The organism is Gymnodinialimonas sp., assembly GCF_059726805.1.
The window spans coordinates 1,880,292-1,896,458 of sequence record NZ_AP041059.1 but is presented as its reverse complement, the minus strand read 5'-3'; the positions used below and the strand labels follow the sequence as shown (position 1 = coordinate 1,896,458).

The window sequence follows — 16,167 nt, the reverse complement described above, 5'->3', positions numbered from 1 at the left end:
CCTATGCTGGGGCCCGGCGCTTCAATGCGCCAGGCAATAGACGGGCGGTCAGGATACCCGCGACAAGCGCCCCGGTGAAGACCCAGACGGACGGCTCAAATGCACCCAGAACCGGCAGCGCGCCGCCGGGGCAGAACCCCGCGATGCCCCAGCCCACGCCAAAAACTGCCGCGCCACCCACCAATCGCCCATCGATCTGGCGGCCAATCGGCAACAGAAACTCGCGTCCGAACAAAGGCCGCTCGCGCCCGAACACCAGCCGGTAGCCCGGCAGGGTCACAGCCAATGCGCCGCCCATGACGAACATCAGGGACGGGTCCCAGGAGCCTGTAACATCGAAGAAATTCACCACCTTGGCCGGGTTTCCCATGCCCGAAACGACGATCCCCATGCCAAAAAGCGCGCCGATCAGAAAGATAAAGATTAACCGCATTAACCTATCCCCCCACCCCGAGATCCAGCACGTGGCGCACCACGTAGACCGTCACCGCGCAGGCGGCCATGAACACCAAGGTCGCCACCAACGACCGGGGCGATAGCCGCGCGATCCCGCAAACCCCGTGGCCGCTCGTGCAGCCGCCGCCAAACGTCACACCCAGCCCCACCAGGAAGCCACCGACCACCAACATGGGCGTGCTCACCGGCACGGTGATCTCGGGCCACGCGCCGGTCACGGCCAGGAACACCCCCGGCGCCGTCACCATCCCCGCGATCATCACCCAGCGCCACAGGCCGTCGCTGCGTGACGCGGGCATGAGCGCGCCTGCCAACACGCCCGTCGCCCCCATGATCCGCCCCGCCACCAGCATCAGCAACACCGCCGCCGTGCCGATCATCGCGCCGCCTGCCAGCGACGCCCATGGTGTGAATGCCGTTTCCATCAGCCTCTCCGTGTCTGCATCGCCCAATCATTAGTCCCCTGACAAACCCCTTCCAAGCCCCGCTGGACATTTCGCGCCTGCGCCCAATAGTCTGCCCCACGGCAACGACCGTCCCCGACACGGGGAAAGACCAACCGGGAGACTATAGATGACGAACCGATTTATCGCGCTTGGCGCGGCCCTTCTTGCGACGACGGCGATCACCGCCACCTCGCTTTCTGCCGAAACCCTGCGCTGGACCCGCGCGGCTGAGGCGCTGACCCTCGACCCCCATTCCCAGAACGAGGGCCCGACCACGACCCTCATGCACCAGATCTACGACCCGCTGATCGTGCGCAACATGGCCGGTGAGATGGAGCCTGCGCTGGCCACGTCCTGGGCACCGTCGGCTGACAATCCCAACGTCTGGGTGTTCGAGATCCGCGAAGGCGTCACCTTCCATGGCGGCGAGGCGTTCGATGCCTCCGACGTCGTGTTCAGCCTCAACCGCGCGATGCAGGAAAGCTCCAACTTCAAGGAACTGCTTTCGGGCGTTGTCGAGGTTCGCGCCACCGGCGATTTCACCGTCGAGATCGAGACAGAGGGCCCGAACCCGCTGCTGCCCAACAACCTCACCAACATCATGATGATGGATGAGGGCTGGTCGGTGGAGAATGGCGCCGAAAACGTGCAGGACTACGCCGCTGGGGAAGACACCTTCTCTGCGCGCAACGTCAATGGCACCGGCGCCTTCACCCTCGTCAGCCGCGAGGCCGACGTGCAGACCGTCCTGGCCCAGAACGCCGATTATTGGGGCATGGACATGTTCCCCATGGACGTGACCGAGATCATCTTCACCCCCATCCAAAACCCCGCCACGCGTCTGGCCGCCTTCCTCGGCGGCGAGGTCGATTTCGTCCAGGACGTGCCCGTGCAGGATCTGGAGCGTGTGGTCGACGCCGATGGCATCGGCCTTGGCACCGGTCCCCAGAACCGCGTCATCTTCTTCGGCCTCAACGTCGGCGCCGATGATCTGGAGCGGGACGATGTGGACGGGGAAAACCCGCTCGCCAACCCGCTGGTCCGCCAGGCGATGAACATGGCGATCAACCGCGAAGCCATCCAGCAGGTTGTGATGCGCGGCCAGTCCGCGCCCGCAGGCGTCATCTCGCCCCCGCCTGTCAACGGCTGGACGGCTGAATTGGACGAATACCCCGCCTACGATGTGGACGCCGCGAACGCATTGATGGCAGAGGCAGGTTACGGCGACGGCTTCTCGATCCAGCTCGATTGCCCGAACGATCGCTACGTCAACGACGAGTCGATCTGCCAGGCCGCCGTGGGCATGTTCGCCCAGATCGGCATCACCGTGAACCTCTCCGCCCTGCCCCGCGCCCAGCATTTCCCGCTGATCGCCAACGGCGAGACGGACCTGTATCTTCTGGGGTGGGGCGTGCCCACCTATGACGCCGAGTACATCTTCAACTTCCTCTACCACACCCGCAACGAGGGTCGCGGCAGCTGGAACGGCACCGGGTTCTCCAACGCCGCGATGGACGAGATGATCGTGTCGCTGTCCTCCGAGACGGACCTTGAGGCGCGCGACGGCACCATCGCCGATCTGTGGGCCATGGCCGAGGAAGAGCTGATCTACCTGCCGATCCACAACCAGGTTCTGAACTGGGGCATCTCGGACGCCTGGTCCACGCTGGTGGACGCGGACGATCAGGTGAAGTTCAAGTATTTCGAGCTGAACTGAGCCGACGACGCCAAAGGCGTTAACGCCTTTAACCTTTGAAGTGCCCGGGGAAGTAACTCCCCCGGGCATTTCTTGTTTCCCTCTGCCGTCAAAGGTCTGCGCCAGCTTTTTTCCGAGCGCACCGGTCATCCATGCCACCCCCGTCCCCCGCCGCAATTGCCGTTTCACCTGCAATAAGCTTGCGCCCGGGGCCTTTTTCACTCAGGCTGAAATTCTCCTCGCCTGCATTCGCGCAAAGATTTTTTGCCAACTTTTATAGTCCCCAAGGCCGGAAGCTGTGATTTTCCCCACAGTCCGGGGAAGATCTGTTTTTTATGACTGAAAGGATTTGTCGTGTCTCACGATCTTCTACAAGCACTTGCTCTGTCGATACTCTCGCTGCCCGTGGCGACCTCTGCCATGGCGCAGGATGTGAACCCCGACCGCGTCACCGGGTTCATTTCAGCGCTGGAAGCCCATGGCTGCCGCTTGACGCAAGCTGATACCCAAGCCTTTGTTCTGGCAAACGGATTTGGCGATGCCCGCGAGACCCAGGCCATCGTCGGCAGCCTGATCGCCTCCGGGCAGGCCCGCACCGAAGGGGCGGAACTGGTGCTGGAAACGGCCGGGTGCTCCGCCGGTGCAGCGGGCGCCGCGCCCGCGCCCGCGCCGATTCCCGTCCCCGCGCCCGCCCCTGTGGCAACGCCTGCCCCAGCGCCCGTTCCTGTGCCCGCGCCGGTGCCCGTCGCGCCACAGCCCGTGCAGGCCCTGGCCCAATGCCCGTCGAACGCCCTGTCGCTCTCGGCCAATACCCAATGCGCCTGCCCGGGCAATCCGACGGGCACGATCTGGGGCAGCGGCACCTATACCGCTGACAGCAACATCTGCGTTGCCGCCCTGCACGCCGGGGCCATTCCCCCCAGCGGTGGCAATGTATCTGTGATCCTCAGCGGTCGGCTCGACGCTTTCCCCGGCTCCGCCCAGAACGGCGTGACCTCCAATACCTGGGGCGCCTATGACAGCAGCTTCAGCCTTGTGCCCTTGCAGGCCGCTGCCCCCCAGCCGGTGCCGCAGCCCTTGCCGCAAGCGGTCCCGCAACCGGTGCCACAGCCCGTCGGTGCCTGCCCCAGCTTTGCGCAACCCGGTGACCTCTACGCCGCGACCGGAGATCAGCTTTATACGCCCACGTCGCTGACCGTTCAGGCGGGCGGCACGCTTGATATCAGCGGCTGCAATGTCGGCGGCATCGGCTTCACGACCGAGGTGCCGCAGATCTCGGTCAACCTCTCGGGCATGGAGGGCTACGGCCGTCTGGAGATCGAGGTTGTGGCCCAGTGCGACACGACGCTTCTGGTCAACACGCCGACGGCCCAATGGGTCTTTGACGACGACAGCCGGGGCAATTTCCAGCCGCTCCTCAACCTGCCGTCGTCGGCGGCGATGAACGGGCGGATCGATATCTGGGTCGGCACTTTCAATGGCTCCGCCTGCCCCGCGACGGTCGAGCTGGAGACCTGGAACAACTAAGTCTCATGCGCCGCCGCCCGCTTGGGTGGCGGCGTCTTCCCAAGCCCGGCAACCCGAGTTCTTTGACAAGGATCAATACGGCTTTGGCCCATTTGTGGCAGACTCAAAGGCGCAATCCCGCGCGTCTTATCCGAAAGGACTGCCGTTATGTTCACCTCTATCCTTGTTGCACTCGATGGATCTGAAGCCTCCGAAAAGGCGCTGACCACGGCCTGCAAGCTGGCCACGACCTTCGGGTCCGAGCTGCATCTGGTCAATTCCCCCCAGGTGGAAACAACCGCCATTGCCGTTGGCTATTCCGTGATCGATGTGCCGGTGACCCCGGAGCAGATTGCCGAAGCGGGCAAGGCTGTCGTGGCGGATGCCGAGGCCAAGGCCAGCGCCCTTGGCGCGACCGTGACGGAAACAACAATTGGCGCAGGCGACCCGGCGGATGACATCCTGCAATCGGCCAAACTGAACGACGTCGACCTGATCGTGATGGGCCGTCGTGGCCTCGGGTCCGTGGCCAGCCTGTTCCTCGGCTCGGTCAGCCAAAAGGTGAGCCGCAGTGCGTCGAGTTCCGTGCTGACGGTCCACTAGGGCGTCGCGCGAGCGACCGGGCCATAAGCGAAACGCGGTAGGCAAGCCGCGGTGCGCGGGCAATAGTGGCGGGGCTTTTCGCAAAGGATCCCGCCATGCCCGCCTACGTCGTTTCGATGATGCATATTACCGACCCGGAAACCTACCGCAGCTACACCGACCGCACGCCCACCATCGTCAAGCGCCATGGCGGCAAGTTCCTGACCCGGGGCGAGCCGTTCGAATGTGTCGAGGGCAAGGAGTACGACGGGCGATTGGTGATCCTGGAGTTCCCCTCCAAGGCCCATGTCGCGGCATGGTACAAGGACCCGGACTATGAAGAGGCCATGGTGTTCCGCCATGCGGCGTCGACGATGAACTACCTTCTGCTGCAGGAAGGCAGCGCGGACACGGAAGCGCCGGACCCGAAGCTTTAAGAAGCTTTAACCCGCCCCTCCTCGCCCGCTGCGCGCGCTCCTCGCAGCTGATTTGAGGGAATTTGCGTGCATTTACGCAGGTCTGCCCTGCGCCTGCTCACAGTTTCGTGAACGCACCCCTCTCGCACTACCTGTGACAATGCGCCACCCTATCGCGCGATGTGGGCGCTTTGCGTTCGCCACACCTTTCTCTGGGGAGAGACACCATATGAACCGTCTGATCACTGCCAGCGTCCTCGCGCTGGCCACCGCCATTCCCGCCCAAGCGGAAACCTTCCGGTGGGCCGCCACCACCGACCCGCAAACCATGGACCCGCACGCCGTGTCCTCTGCCCCGGTTCTGGGATTTCTGAACAACGTCTATGAGGGCCTCGTGCGCCGGGGCCGCGACATGTCCATCGAGGGCGCGCTGGCCGAAAGCTGGGAGCCGCTGCCCGACGGGGCGGGCTGGCGCTTCAACCTGCGCCAGGGCGTGACCTTCCACGATGGGGCGGCGTTCAACGCCGATGACGTGCTGTTCAGCTATGAGCGTGCAAGCTCCGAGGACAGCGACGTTGCCAGCTGGTTCGCCGTCGTCTCGGGTGTGGAAGTCGTGGACGAGTACACCATCGACATCCTGACCACCACGCCGCAGCCGATTTTCCCCGACTCCATCGCCAACTGGATGATCATGGACAGCGACTGGGCCGCGGCCAACGGCGCCGAGCGTCCCGCGCGCGATGCCGAGAACTATGCCACCCGCAACGTGAACGGCACCGCTGCGTTCCAACTGCAGTCGCGCCAGCCCGATCTGGAAACCGTGCTTGTGCCGTTTGACGGCTGGTGGGGCGAGGTCGAGCATAACGTGACCGAGGCGATCTTCACGCCGATCCAGAACTCTGCCACCGCCGTGGCCGCGTTGCTGTCGGGTGACATCGACCTGATCGACCCGGTGCCGGTGCAGGACGCCGACCGCGTGGACGCTGCCGACGGCGTCTATGTGCTTTCGGGCATCGAGGCCCGTGTGATCATGCTGGGATATGGCATCGACCATGAGACGCTGGTGGGCGGCGGAGACAACATCTTCGCCGATGTCCGTGTGCGCCAGGCCGTGGCCCATGCGGTCAATGTGCCGGCGATCTTGCAGACGATCATGAACGGCAACGCACAAGAGGCAAGCCAATTGGTGAGCCCCGCCATGCGCGGCTATTCCGAGGCGCGCGCGGAGCGTCCGGCCTATGACCCCGATCTTGCGCGGTCGCTGATCGCCGAGGCAGGCGCCGAGGGCGCGACCTTCAACCTGTCGTGCCCCAACGACCGCTACCTCAATGACGAAGCGGTCTGCCAGGCCGTCGTCAGTATGCTGGCGCAGGTGGGTTTGAACGCGCAGCTCGAAACCATGCCGGTGTCGAACTACTGGCCGGAACTGCGCGCGGACAATTACGACATGTATCTTCTAGGCTGGTCGCCCGGCACGTTCGATGCCGAGCACCCGCTGCGCTTCCTCGTGCACACCAACGGTGAACGCCTGGGCACCTGGAACTTCGGCGGGTATTCCAACCCGCGCATCGACGAGATGCTGCCGATGATCCAATCCGAAATCGACCCGGCCGCGCGTCAGGCGATGTTGGATGAGGCGGCCGCGATTGTGCAGGACGATGCGGTCTACAACACGATGTATGTTCAGCCGCTCCTTTGGGGGGTGGCCGATGGCATCGAGTTGACCCAGCGGCCTGACAACTTCTTCATCCTGCGCTGGGTGACCGTCGGCGCCGAGAACTGATCCCGAGGGATTGCGCCTGGCTGACGCCAGTCGCCCAACGCGAGGGGCTGCACCCCTCGCGTTGGGCGCGCATCAAAGATGCGCAAGACCCTCCGGGGGGAGTTTTTTGGGCAAGATGAAAGGGAGGCTCCGCACCGGGCGGGGCCTCCTTCTTTGTGGGCGGCTTGTTGGCGGTTTAAAAACCGAAGCTGAACCGGCGCGACAGGGTGAGGCTGAAGATCGCGTGGTCGGCTTCCTGGGTGATCGGGCTGGCGCTGGCGTCATTGAGGAAGCGGCTGAATTCAAGCTCTCCCTGGATGGACCAATCGTCGTTCAGGCGCTGGTCGACGAGCACTTCGAAACCGGCCGACAGAAGGCCCCCCGAGGCATCGAAGGCGTTGAACGCGCTGGCCCCGGCCTCGGCCGCCGTGACGCCGAAATAGGTGCTTGCGTAATCCTCGGAGCCGAAGAAGGCGCGCGGCCCGGCCGAGATCGTCAGGCGGTCTGACGGGCGGTAGATGACGTCGCCGCCAATCTCGCTAACCCAGGTGCCGTGGCCGATCACGCCGTAGCGCACGTCGGCGAAGACGCGGGCATTTTCCAACTCATAGGCCACGCCCAAGCCCAGTTCGACCGAGAACGACACATCTTCCAGCCCTGTCAGCTCGGGGAAGTCCGAGGCCGAGCGGCCCGGGACCAGCCGGAAGGCACCGCGAAAGCCAAAACCCTCGGTGTCGCGGACGACGCCGGGCTCCCCCCGGCTGACCGGGCCAAAGCGGATCGCCTCCAGCGAACCGCGCCCGCGGGGGCTGATGGCGTAGTCCTCCGCGCCGAAATACTCCTGGCGCACCCGCGCCCCAAAGCCGATCTCGCCCGAGATGCCGAAGCCCTGCGCCTGCGCCGGGGTCGGGGCCCCACCTATCGTGCCGAGGCACAGCAGGGCTGCAACACTTGCCGCCGCGCTTCCAATTCTGCTCATCCCGCTCGTTCCTTCCGCTCGACGGCCAATGTCTTGAACCTGTTATAGGGCGCTTGGCCCGAAGAACACCGGTCCCGCGCATGTCCAGCGCCTTTATTTGGGCGCACCACGCTGACAAACGCGCCCTGCGTTCCGGGCATGCCTTGACCCTCCCCCAGCCAAGCCTCACAACAAAGAATGCTGAACTTCATCCTCAAGCGCGTCCTGCAATCCTTCCTCGTCCTTCTGGTCGTAGGCCTGGTGGCCTTCGCCATGTTCCGCTTCGTGGGCGACCCCGTCGACACGATGTTGGGCCAGGAACGCACGATGGAAGACATCGAGCGGTTGCGAGAGGTCTTGGGCCTCAACAAGCCGTTCTTCATCCAGTACTGGGATTTCCTGGTGCGCGCCGTTCAGGGTGATTTCGGCATTTCCTACCGTCAGGGCCGCCCGGTGGCCGAGATCATCGTCGAACGCCTGCCCGCGACACTGGAGCTGGCCATGGTCTCGGGCATTCTGGCGCTGGTGTTTGGCATCGTTCTGGGCATCTTCACGGCCATCCGGCGCGATGGTTTCTGGGCCAATTTCATCATGTCCGTCAGCCTGATCGGCGTGTCGCTGCCCACCTTCCTGATCGGCGTCCTGCTGATCTATGCTTTCGGCGTGGGCCTCGACGTCCGCATCCCCTTCACCGACATCACCTTCAACACCGGCGGCATGCCCACCTTCGGGCGCGGTGACACGGTGGACCTGGGCGGGTGGAGCACCGGTTTCGCCACCTGGGACGGCATCCAGTCGATCATCCTGCCCGCGATCACCCTGGGCCTTTACCAGATGACGCTGATCATGCGGCTGGTCCGCGCCGAGATGCTGGAGGTCTTGCGCGCCGACTACATTCGCTTTGCGCGCGCGCGCGGGCTGTCCACCCGCGCGATCAACTTCCGCCACGCGCTGAAGAACACGATGGTGCCCGTGATCACCGTGACCGGCCTGCAGTTGGGCTCCATCATCGCCTTCGCCATCATCACCGAGACGGTGTTCCAATGGCCGGGCGTGGGCCTTCTCTTCATCAACGCGATCCAGTTCGTCGACATCCCCGTCATGGCCGCCTACCTGATGCTGATCTCGGTCATGTTCGTGGCCATCAACCTGATCGTTGACCTTTTGTACGTGGCGATTGACCCGCGCCTGCGCGGGGATGGGAAAACAACATGACGGACGCGACACGCCCCCCCCAGGACAAGCCCAAAGGGCGCCTTGCGCGCGCGCTGGATAGCGATGTCGGCTACGCCTTCACCCGTTCGCCGGTTGCGATGGTGTCAGCCGGTGTCACGCTCCTTTTGATCTTCGCGGCCGTCTTTGCCCCCCTCATCGCGCCCCACGATCCGTTCAACCCTGCCACGTTGAACCTTATGAACGGGTTAACGCCCCCCGGCACGCCGTCCCCGTTCACCGGCGACAGCTTCTTTCTGGGCACCGATGACCAGGGCCGAGACGTCTTTTCGACCATCCTCTACGGCCTGCGGATCTCCCTGTTTGTGGGCTTTGCGGCGGTGACATTCGCGCTGGTTTTGGGCGTCACCCTTGGTCTTCTGGCAGGCTACGTCGGCGGCTGGACCGAGACGATCATCATGCGCATCGCCGACATCCAGCTGACCTTCCCCTCGATCCTCGTGGCGCTCCTGATCTCTGGGATCGCCAAGGGCATCACGCCCATCGAGTACCGGGACGAGATGGCACTTTTCGTCCTGATCCTCGCCATTGGCCTCTCCGATTGGGTGCAATTCGCGCGGGTGGTCCGGGGCGCGACCCTGGTGGAGAAGAACAAGGAATACGTCCAAGCCGCCCGCTTGATCGGCCGCTCCACCTTCGTCATCATGGCGCGCCACATCCTGCCCAATGTGCTTTCGCCCGTGCTGGTCATCGCCACTATCTCGCTGGCCCTTGCCATCATCGCCGAGGCCACCCTGTCGTTCCTCGGCGTCGGCGCGCCGCCGACCGAGCCGTCCCTCGGCACGCTGATCCGCATCGGCCAGACGTTCCTGTTCTCGGGCAAATGGTGGATCCTCGTGTTCCCCGCCGCCACGCTCCTCGTTCTTGCCCTTGCCGTAAACTTGCTCGGGGACTGGCTCCGCGACGCGATCAACCCGAAGCTGCGCTGATGTCCCTTCTCGAAATCGAAAACCTCACCGTCGAATTTCCGACCCGCCGTGCGCTGTTCACCGCTGTGAAAAACGCGCATCTGAGCGTGGAGCCGGGCGAAATCCACGGTCTTGTGGGCGAGTCTGGCGCCGGGAAATCCACCATCGGCGCCGCCGTCATGGGCCTGCTGGATCGCCCCGGGCGCATTGCAGGCGGGATCATCCGCTACAAGGGGGATGAGATTTCCGGCCTCGACGCGGACGCCATGCGCGCGCTCAGGGGCAAGAAGATCTCGATGATCTTCCAGGATCCGTTAACGTCGTTAAACCCTCTCTTCACCGTGCGCCAACAGCTGGTTGAAACCATCATGGAGCATCTCGACGTCTCCGCTGATGAGGCCAACACCCGTGCCCGCGCGCTCATTGACCGGGTCGGCATCCCCGACCCCGAGGCGCGGCTTGACCAATATCCGCACCAGTTCTCCGGTGGGATGCGCCAGCGCGTCGTCATCGCCCTCGCGCTCTGCTCGGAGCCCGATGTGATCATCGCGGACGAGCCGACCACCGCGCTCGACGTCTCCATCCAGGCGCAAATCCTTGATCTCATTAAGGAACTCGCGACGGAGCGGCAGGTGGGCGTGATCCTGATCACCCACGATATGGGCGTGATCGCCGACACCACGGACAAGGTCACCGTGATGTATATGGGCGAAGTGGTCGAATCCGGGCCCACCGCGCAGGTCCTCGGGCGGCCCGATCATGCCTACACCAAATCGCTCATCGCCGCCGTTCCGCGCCCGACGCGCAAACTCAACCGCTTTCCGCTGATCTCTTACGGCGGTCGCGTGATGGAGTTCGCCATCGAAGACCTCAAGCGCAATTGGCCCGAGGTCCAGATCGACCGCGCCAAACCGCTGGTGGAGGCCGACGCGATCACCAAACGCTTCGTTCAGACCCGCGCGATCCTGCCGCGCAACCGCAAGATGTTCACCGCTGTCGATAGCGCGAAGTTTGACATCAAGCAGGGCGAAGTCTTTGGTCTTGTTGGCGAATCCGGGTCCGGCAAGTCCACCATCGCGCGGATGATCGCGGGGCTTTACACGGTTGACGGCGGCGAGGTCAGCTTTGATGGCCAGCCCGTGTCCAACCAACCCGGCGGCGTGCCCGATTGGTATCGCAAGCAGATCCAGATGATTTTCCAGGACCCCTATTCGTCCCTCAACCCACGCATGCGCGTGGATGAGATTATCGCGGAACCCGCCCGTCACCATGGCCTTTTGGCCGGCCAGGCTTTGAAGGATCGTGTGGGCGAGTTGCTTGATCGCGTGGGCCTCGGCGCGGCGGCGGGTCTGAAGTACCCGCACGAATTCTCCGGCGGTCAGCGGCAACGCATTTCCATCGCCCGCGCTTTGGCTACGCAGCCGCGTTTCCTGATCTGTGATGAGCCGACCTCTGCGCTTGATGTTTCCATCCAGGCGCAAATCCTTAACATCCTTAAGGATCTGCAAGAGCACCTCGGGCTGACCATGCTTTTCATCTCCCATGACCTGCCTGTTGTGCGCCAAATGTGCGACCGCGTCGGTGTCATGAAAAACGGAGAGCTTGTCGAAGTCGCCGAGACCGAGGCGCTTTTCGCCGCCCCCCAGCACCCCTACACTCAGCAGCTTCTGTCGCTGATGCCGCGGCTGGACGGGCTGTCGGACGAAGGGCTGTCGGTCGCCTGAGCGCAGGGGCGGTTTGCGAATTGATATACCATTGATATACCCGGACGGAGGTTTCCATGCCGCAACCTGACCATATCTCCATCTACGACCTGCCCGATTTCGACACGCTCGATGACGACACGAAGCGCTATTTCGAGGTCTGCCAGGAAAAGCTTGGCATGGTGCCAAACGTGCTGCGCACCTTCTCGGTTAACCAAGAGAAGCTCCGCGCGTTTGGGCAGTATTACAACACGTTGATGTTGGGGGAGAGCCGTCTCTCCAAGCTGGAGCGGGAGATGGTGGCCGTGGTCGTCTCTTCCGCAAACCGTTGTTTTTATTGCCTTGTGGCCCACGGACAAGCGGTGCGTAAGCTATCAGGTGATCCGCAACTGGGCGAGATGCTGGTGATGAATTACCGCGTGGCCGAGTTGCCCGAGCGGCACAAAGCCATGCTCGATTTCGCGTGGAAATTAACCACCGCCCCCTGGGAGGTCGCGGGCGAAGAACGCGCCAAACTGGAGGCCGCAGGCCTGACCCAGGACGAGATCTTCGATCTCTCCGATGTCATCGCGTTCTTCAACATGTCCAACCGCTTCGCCATCGCGTCAGACATGATGCCGAACCCGGAATATCACGCGATGGACCGCGAATAATCCTTTCGGATCATTCGCTTAGCGCCCGAGCCGCTGCGCGGGTGCCCGGCCCGATGTCGCCATCGATCGCCAGATTATAGAGCCCGCGTTCGCGCAGGATCGTCTGGAACGCGAGGGCTGTTTCCCGCTCCCACGGCGGCGTGCGCCCGTCGATTGTCCCGCGCATATCCTCAATATCGACCTCGCCTGTTTCAAGCGCTGCGATGTAATCGGCAGCAGCGCGCTCGGGATTTGCACCGCGTCCGATCCCCTGCTCGTACAGGAACCCGCGCGCCGCGATGCCCTCCGGGCTACCGGTCGCGGCCAGTTGCTCCACCCAGCCGCCGCGCAGGAAATCACTGGGCGGCACACCCTCGGCACCGTCAGAATAAAGCGTGATAAGGCTTTGAACAGCCTCGATATTTCCGCTGTTTGCAAGTTCAACCAGAAGCGGAACCGCGCGGCGGGCATCGGGCAGATCAAGCGTGTCGCTGGCCCCGCCCGGAAGGCCCGCGCCCTCCAGGTAAATATCGGCGAGGGACGCCTGGGCGAACGGGTAACCCGCGTCGGCGGCCATTTCCATCAGGCGCACCATCTCGGCCGGGTTCTCGTCTACGCCGCGCCCCAGACGATACATGAACGACAGGGTCGCCATGCCAGCCGGGTCGCCCAGTTCGGCCGCTTGTCGATAGTATTCAACGGCTTGCGCCGCATCCTCGCGCACGGGGCGCAGGCCAAAGTTGTGGTAATCCCCAAGGCGCGTCATTGCGGGCGCCACGCCCGCTTCTGCGGCGCGCTCGTAGAGCGGGACAGCCCGGCGGTGGCGGCCCGCCGCCTGGGCCGCCGTGGCCAGATGGAAGACCGGGGCGCCCTCTTCCGGCAGTGCTTCAGCGGCGGCGCGGCAGGCGGGCAAGGCATCGCGCAGGGCATTGAGTGCGGCGACCTGAGCTTCCTCCGAAGGGTAGTTCTCGGCCGAGGGTTCCCCAGCGATTTCAAGGCATTGCGCCAAAGCGGCCTGGGCTGCGGCGGCTTCGGCTGCCCGGGCTGCGCTTTCTGCGGCCAGCGCCTCAAAGGCGCTCGACGCTTCGGCCACGGCTTCCGCTCGGGCGGCGGCGGCGGCGGCCTCTGCGGCGACGAGTGCTGCGGCAGCCTCCGCTGCGGCGGCGGCTTCAGCGGCGCGCGCAGCGCTTTCTGCAGCAAGGGCTTCAAACGCGGTTGTGGCATCCGTCACGGCCTCCGCCCTTTCAGCGGCTGCCGCGGCCTCTGCCTCAGCTGCCGCACGGGCGGCGGCTTCCGCCTCAGCGCGGGCGGCGGTTTCTGCGGCCAAGGCCTCAAAGGCCGACGTGGCCTCTTCAACGGCTGCCGCGCGCGCCTCTGCGGCCTGCGCCTCCGCCTCAGCGGCGGCAGCCGCCGCCATTTCAGCCTCCGCGCGGGCCGCGGTTTCTGCGGCCAGCGCCTCAAACGCCGACGTTGCATCCTCCACGGCCTCCGCACGCGCCTCTGCCGCCTGCGCTTCCGCCTCTAGGGCGGCAGCCACCGCCATTTCTGCCGCCACGCGCGCAGCGGTTTCCTCCGCCAGCGCCTCGAACGCCGACGTCGCATCTTCCACGGCTGCGGCGCGTTCCTCTGCAGCGGCGGCTTCCAGGGAAGCCGCGTCCTCTTCCTCTGACGGCGCTTGCAAAGCCAGCAGTGCTGCGATGGCCTCTTCCGCGGCGGCGGCGGCATCGTCGCTTTGCGCCAATGCGCCTCCGGCATTCAGGGCGAGCACGGAGATCAGACAGATCGAGCGGACGGCGTGGGGCAGCGGCATAACCAGAAAATCCTTGAGCAAAATCAACCATTGAGACGATAGCCAGCCCCTTTGCCGCTGTCGATACTTACCCGGGCCCAAAGCGCAAAAACCCAGCCCAAAAAGCACTGGCCAAGCCCCCTCGGCTAAGGCACCTTCCGGGAGGAGAAATCTTTAGGGATCAAGCCACTGACACAAGCACCCACTCCCACGGGCCGCACCGGCTCTGACACCTTGGTCGTGGATCTCGACGGCACATTGCTGCGCTCGGACATGTTGTACGAGTGTCTGTGGTCGGCCATGGGACGCGATGGGTGGGCGACGCTGAACGCTTTGGGCCGGCTGCGCGAGGGGCGCGCGGCGTTGAAGCGGGCCTTGGTGGATCTGTCAGACGTCGATGTCAGCAGCCTGCCTTACGACGATGAGGTCATCGCGCGCATCAAGGCGTGGCGCGATGACGGCGGGCGCTGCATCCTGGCCACGGCCAGCGATCAGGCCTTGGCCGACGAGGTCGCGCAGCATCTGGACCTATTTGATGAGGTCTATGGCTCTGACGGAACGCGCAACCTGAAAGGCCCTGAAAAGGCTGCGTTTTTGCAAGATCACTTGCCCGACGGCTTCACCTATATGGGCGATAGCGCCGCCGATCTGCCGGTGTGGAAGCACGCGAAAGCGGCGATCAGCGTCGGCGCCGCCCCCAAGGTTGTGGCGGCGCTAGATGCGGGCCACACCCCGGCAGAGCACCTGCCGCGAGAGGCCCCGCCCCGCGCACTGATCCGGGCCATCCGCCCGCAGCAATGGCTGAAGAACCTTCTGGTGGCCGTTCCGCTGATCGCGGATCCCGGCCACGGCGCAGGCGCGCTCCTGCCGATTGTGGCCGCCTTTCTGGCGCTCAGCTTCGCGGCCTCGGCGGGCTATTTGATCAACGATTTGTTGGACCTCAATGACGACCGCAGCCACCCGCGCAAGCGCACGCGCCCCTTTGCTTCGGGCACGCTTTCGCCGCAGATCGGAACCCTGGCGATCCCGCTTCTGTTGGCAGCGTCGGCGGGCATATCCTTCCTCGTCTCTCCCGCCTTGGCCGGGGTCGTCGCCCTCTACTTTGTGGCCACCGTCGCCTATTCCGTGCGGCTCAAGCAGCACACGTTGATCGATATCTGCCTGCTGGCGTTCCTTTTCACCCTGCGCATCATCGCGGGCGGTGTGGCGATTGCCTCGGGCCTGTCGGTCTGGCTTCTGGCGTTTTCCATGTTCATCTTCTACGCCCTTGCCGCCGTGAAACGGCTGGCGGAACTGACCGACAGCGAAACGGTGGGCCGAGAGGCCTCGCGCCGGGGCTACATCGCCGAGGATCGGCGGATCATCAGCCAGATGGCGATCACCTCGGGCTACCTCGCGGTGCTGGTCCTGGCGCTTTACGTGGATGAGCCGACGACCCAGGCCAAGTTTGAGACGCCCTGGCTTTTGTGGGGCGTCTGCCCGCTTTTGATCTTCTGGATCAGCCGCATGGTCCTGAAAGCGGATCGCGGCGAAATGCACGACGATCCGATGATCTTTGCCGTGACCAATTCCACGTCGCGCCTGGTGATCCTGTTTTGCGGGGTCATCGTCGCTGGCGCGATGTTCCTATGACGCGCTTTACCCTCGTGATCCGCTACACGGCCTTCGCGATTGTGGCGATGGCAGTGAACCTTCTGGTTCAGCGGCTGGTGCTGTTGGGGGGCGAAAATGCCCTGTGGTTCGTGCTCGCGATGGGGTGCGGGACGCTGGCGGGGTTGGTCGTGAAATACGTCCTCGACAAGCGCTGGATCTTTTACGACATGACCACGGGCGCGGCGGCGCAGGGCAAGCAGTTTGGCCTTTATTCGCTGATGGGGATCGTGACGACGGTGATCTTCTGGGCGACCGAGACGGCGTTCTGGATGATCTGGGGCACGGATTTCGCCCGAGAACTGGGCGCGGTGATCGGCCTGACAATCGGCTATGTCACCAAGTACCAGCTTGATCGGCGCTACGTGTTCAAGGACGCGATGTTGCGCGACGTGGCCCCATGAAGCTGAGCGGTTGGGGACGATTTCCA

General features: G+C 64.2%; 15 protein-coding genes. 11 read left to right on the top strand and 4 right to left on the bottom strand.

Going from position 1 to position 16,167, the window contains the following annotated elements:
* Nucleotide 1: 1 nt before the first annotated feature.
* A complete protein-coding gene (locus AC6I9R_RS09335; RefSeq protein WP_461425298.1) occupies nucleotides 2-433 on the bottom strand; it encodes a DUF6691 family protein in 432 nt (143 codons plus the stop codon).
* A gap of 4 nt (nucleotides 434-437) precedes the next feature.
* Complete coding sequence (locus AC6I9R_RS09330; protein ID WP_461425297.1) at nucleotides 438-881, bottom strand: YeeE/YedE family protein; 444 nt, start codon at nucleotides 879-881, stop codon at nucleotides 438-440.
* A gap of 148 nt (nucleotides 882-1,029) precedes the next feature.
* Here AC6I9R_RS09330 and AC6I9R_RS09325 point away from each other — a divergent pair, with 148 nt between their 5' ends.
* From AC6I9R_RS09325 to AC6I9R_RS09305, 5 genes are all read left to right on the top strand, one after another.
* Nucleotides 1,030-2,619 carry an ABC transporter substrate-binding protein gene (locus AC6I9R_RS09325; RefSeq protein WP_461425296.1) on the top strand — a complete coding sequence of 530 codons (1,590 nt, stop codon included), beginning with the start codon at nucleotides 1,030-1,032 and terminating at the stop codon, nucleotides 2,617-2,619.
* 333 nt (nucleotides 2,620-2,952) lie between these two features.
* Nucleotides 2,953-4,125, top strand: coding sequence for an LCCL domain-containing protein (locus tag AC6I9R_RS09320; protein WP_461425295.1), 1,173 nt, complete (start codon nucleotides 2,953-2,955; stop codon nucleotides 4,123-4,125).
* Between the two features lie 147 nt (nucleotides 4,126-4,272).
* A complete protein-coding gene (locus tag AC6I9R_RS09315) occupies nucleotides 4,273-4,707 on the top strand; it encodes a universal stress protein (RefSeq protein WP_461425294.1) in 435 nt (144 codons plus the stop codon).
* Between the two features lie 95 nt (nucleotides 4,708-4,802).
* Nucleotides 4,803-5,123: a DUF1330 domain-containing protein gene (locus tag AC6I9R_RS09310; protein ID WP_461425293.1), complete on the top strand. Its 321-nt coding sequence runs from the start codon at nucleotides 4,803-4,805 to the stop codon at nucleotides 5,121-5,123.
* 208 nt (nucleotides 5,124-5,331) lie between these two features.
* Nucleotides 5,332-6,885, top strand: a complete 1,554-nt coding sequence (locus AC6I9R_RS09305) for an ABC transporter substrate-binding protein (protein WP_461425292.1) — start codon at nucleotides 5,332-5,334, stop codon at nucleotides 6,883-6,885.
* Between the two features lie 175 nt (nucleotides 6,886-7,060).
* Here the strand turns inward: AC6I9R_RS09305 and AC6I9R_RS09300 are convergent, their stop codons facing one another.
* Entirely contained in the window at nucleotides 7,061-7,843 is a 783-nt protein-coding gene (locus tag AC6I9R_RS09300) for a MipA/OmpV family protein (protein ID WP_461425291.1), read from the bottom strand.
* 177 nt (nucleotides 7,844-8,020) lie between these two features.
* Between AC6I9R_RS09300 and AC6I9R_RS09295 the strand changes: the two genes are divergently transcribed.
* The 4 genes from AC6I9R_RS09295 to AC6I9R_RS09280 are packed head-to-tail and all read left to right on the top strand — an operon-like array spanning nucleotide 8,021 to nucleotide 12,319.
* Entirely contained in the window at nucleotides 8,021-9,037 is a 1,017-nt protein-coding gene (locus AC6I9R_RS09295) for an ABC transporter permease (RefSeq protein WP_461425290.1), read from the top strand.
* Nucleotides 9,034-9,984: an ABC transporter permease gene (locus AC6I9R_RS09290; protein WP_461425289.1), complete on the top strand. Its 951-nt coding sequence runs from the start codon at nucleotides 9,034-9,036 to the stop codon at nucleotides 9,982-9,984. The genes AC6I9R_RS09295 and AC6I9R_RS09290 overlap by 4 nt, the downstream gene beginning before the upstream one ends.
* Nucleotides 9,984-11,687, top strand: coding sequence for a dipeptide ABC transporter ATP-binding protein (locus AC6I9R_RS09285; RefSeq protein WP_461425288.1), 1,704 nt, complete (start codon nucleotides 9,984-9,986; stop codon nucleotides 11,685-11,687). Before AC6I9R_RS09290 ends, AC6I9R_RS09285 begins: the two co-directional genes overlap by 1 nt.
* A 56-nt stretch (nucleotides 11,688-11,743) precedes the next feature.
* Entirely contained in the window at nucleotides 11,744-12,319 is a 576-nt protein-coding gene (locus tag AC6I9R_RS09280) for a peroxidase-related enzyme (protein ID WP_461425287.1), read from the top strand.
* 10 nt (nucleotides 12,320-12,329) lie between these two features.
* Here AC6I9R_RS09280 and AC6I9R_RS09275 read toward each other — a convergent pair whose 3' ends face one another.
* On the bottom strand, nucleotides 12,330-14,108 hold the full coding sequence (locus AC6I9R_RS09275; protein ID WP_461425286.1) for a hypothetical protein: 1,779 nt from the start codon (nucleotides 14,106-14,108) through the stop codon (nucleotides 12,330-12,332).
* Nucleotides 14,109-14,267: 159 nt separating this feature from the next.
* Between AC6I9R_RS09275 and AC6I9R_RS09270 the strand changes: the two genes are divergently transcribed.
* Together AC6I9R_RS09270 and AC6I9R_RS09265 are read left to right on the top strand one after the other, a co-directional pair.
* Entirely contained in the window at nucleotides 14,268-15,719 is a 1,452-nt protein-coding gene (locus AC6I9R_RS09270; RefSeq protein WP_461426597.1) for a UbiA family prenyltransferase, read from the top strand.
* A complete protein-coding gene (locus tag AC6I9R_RS09265; protein ID WP_461425285.1) occupies nucleotides 15,716-16,141 on the top strand; it encodes a GtrA family protein in 426 nt (141 codons plus the stop codon). Before AC6I9R_RS09270 ends, AC6I9R_RS09265 begins: the two co-directional genes overlap by 4 nt.
* The last annotated feature ends 26 nt before the right edge of the window (nucleotides 16,142-16,167 follow it).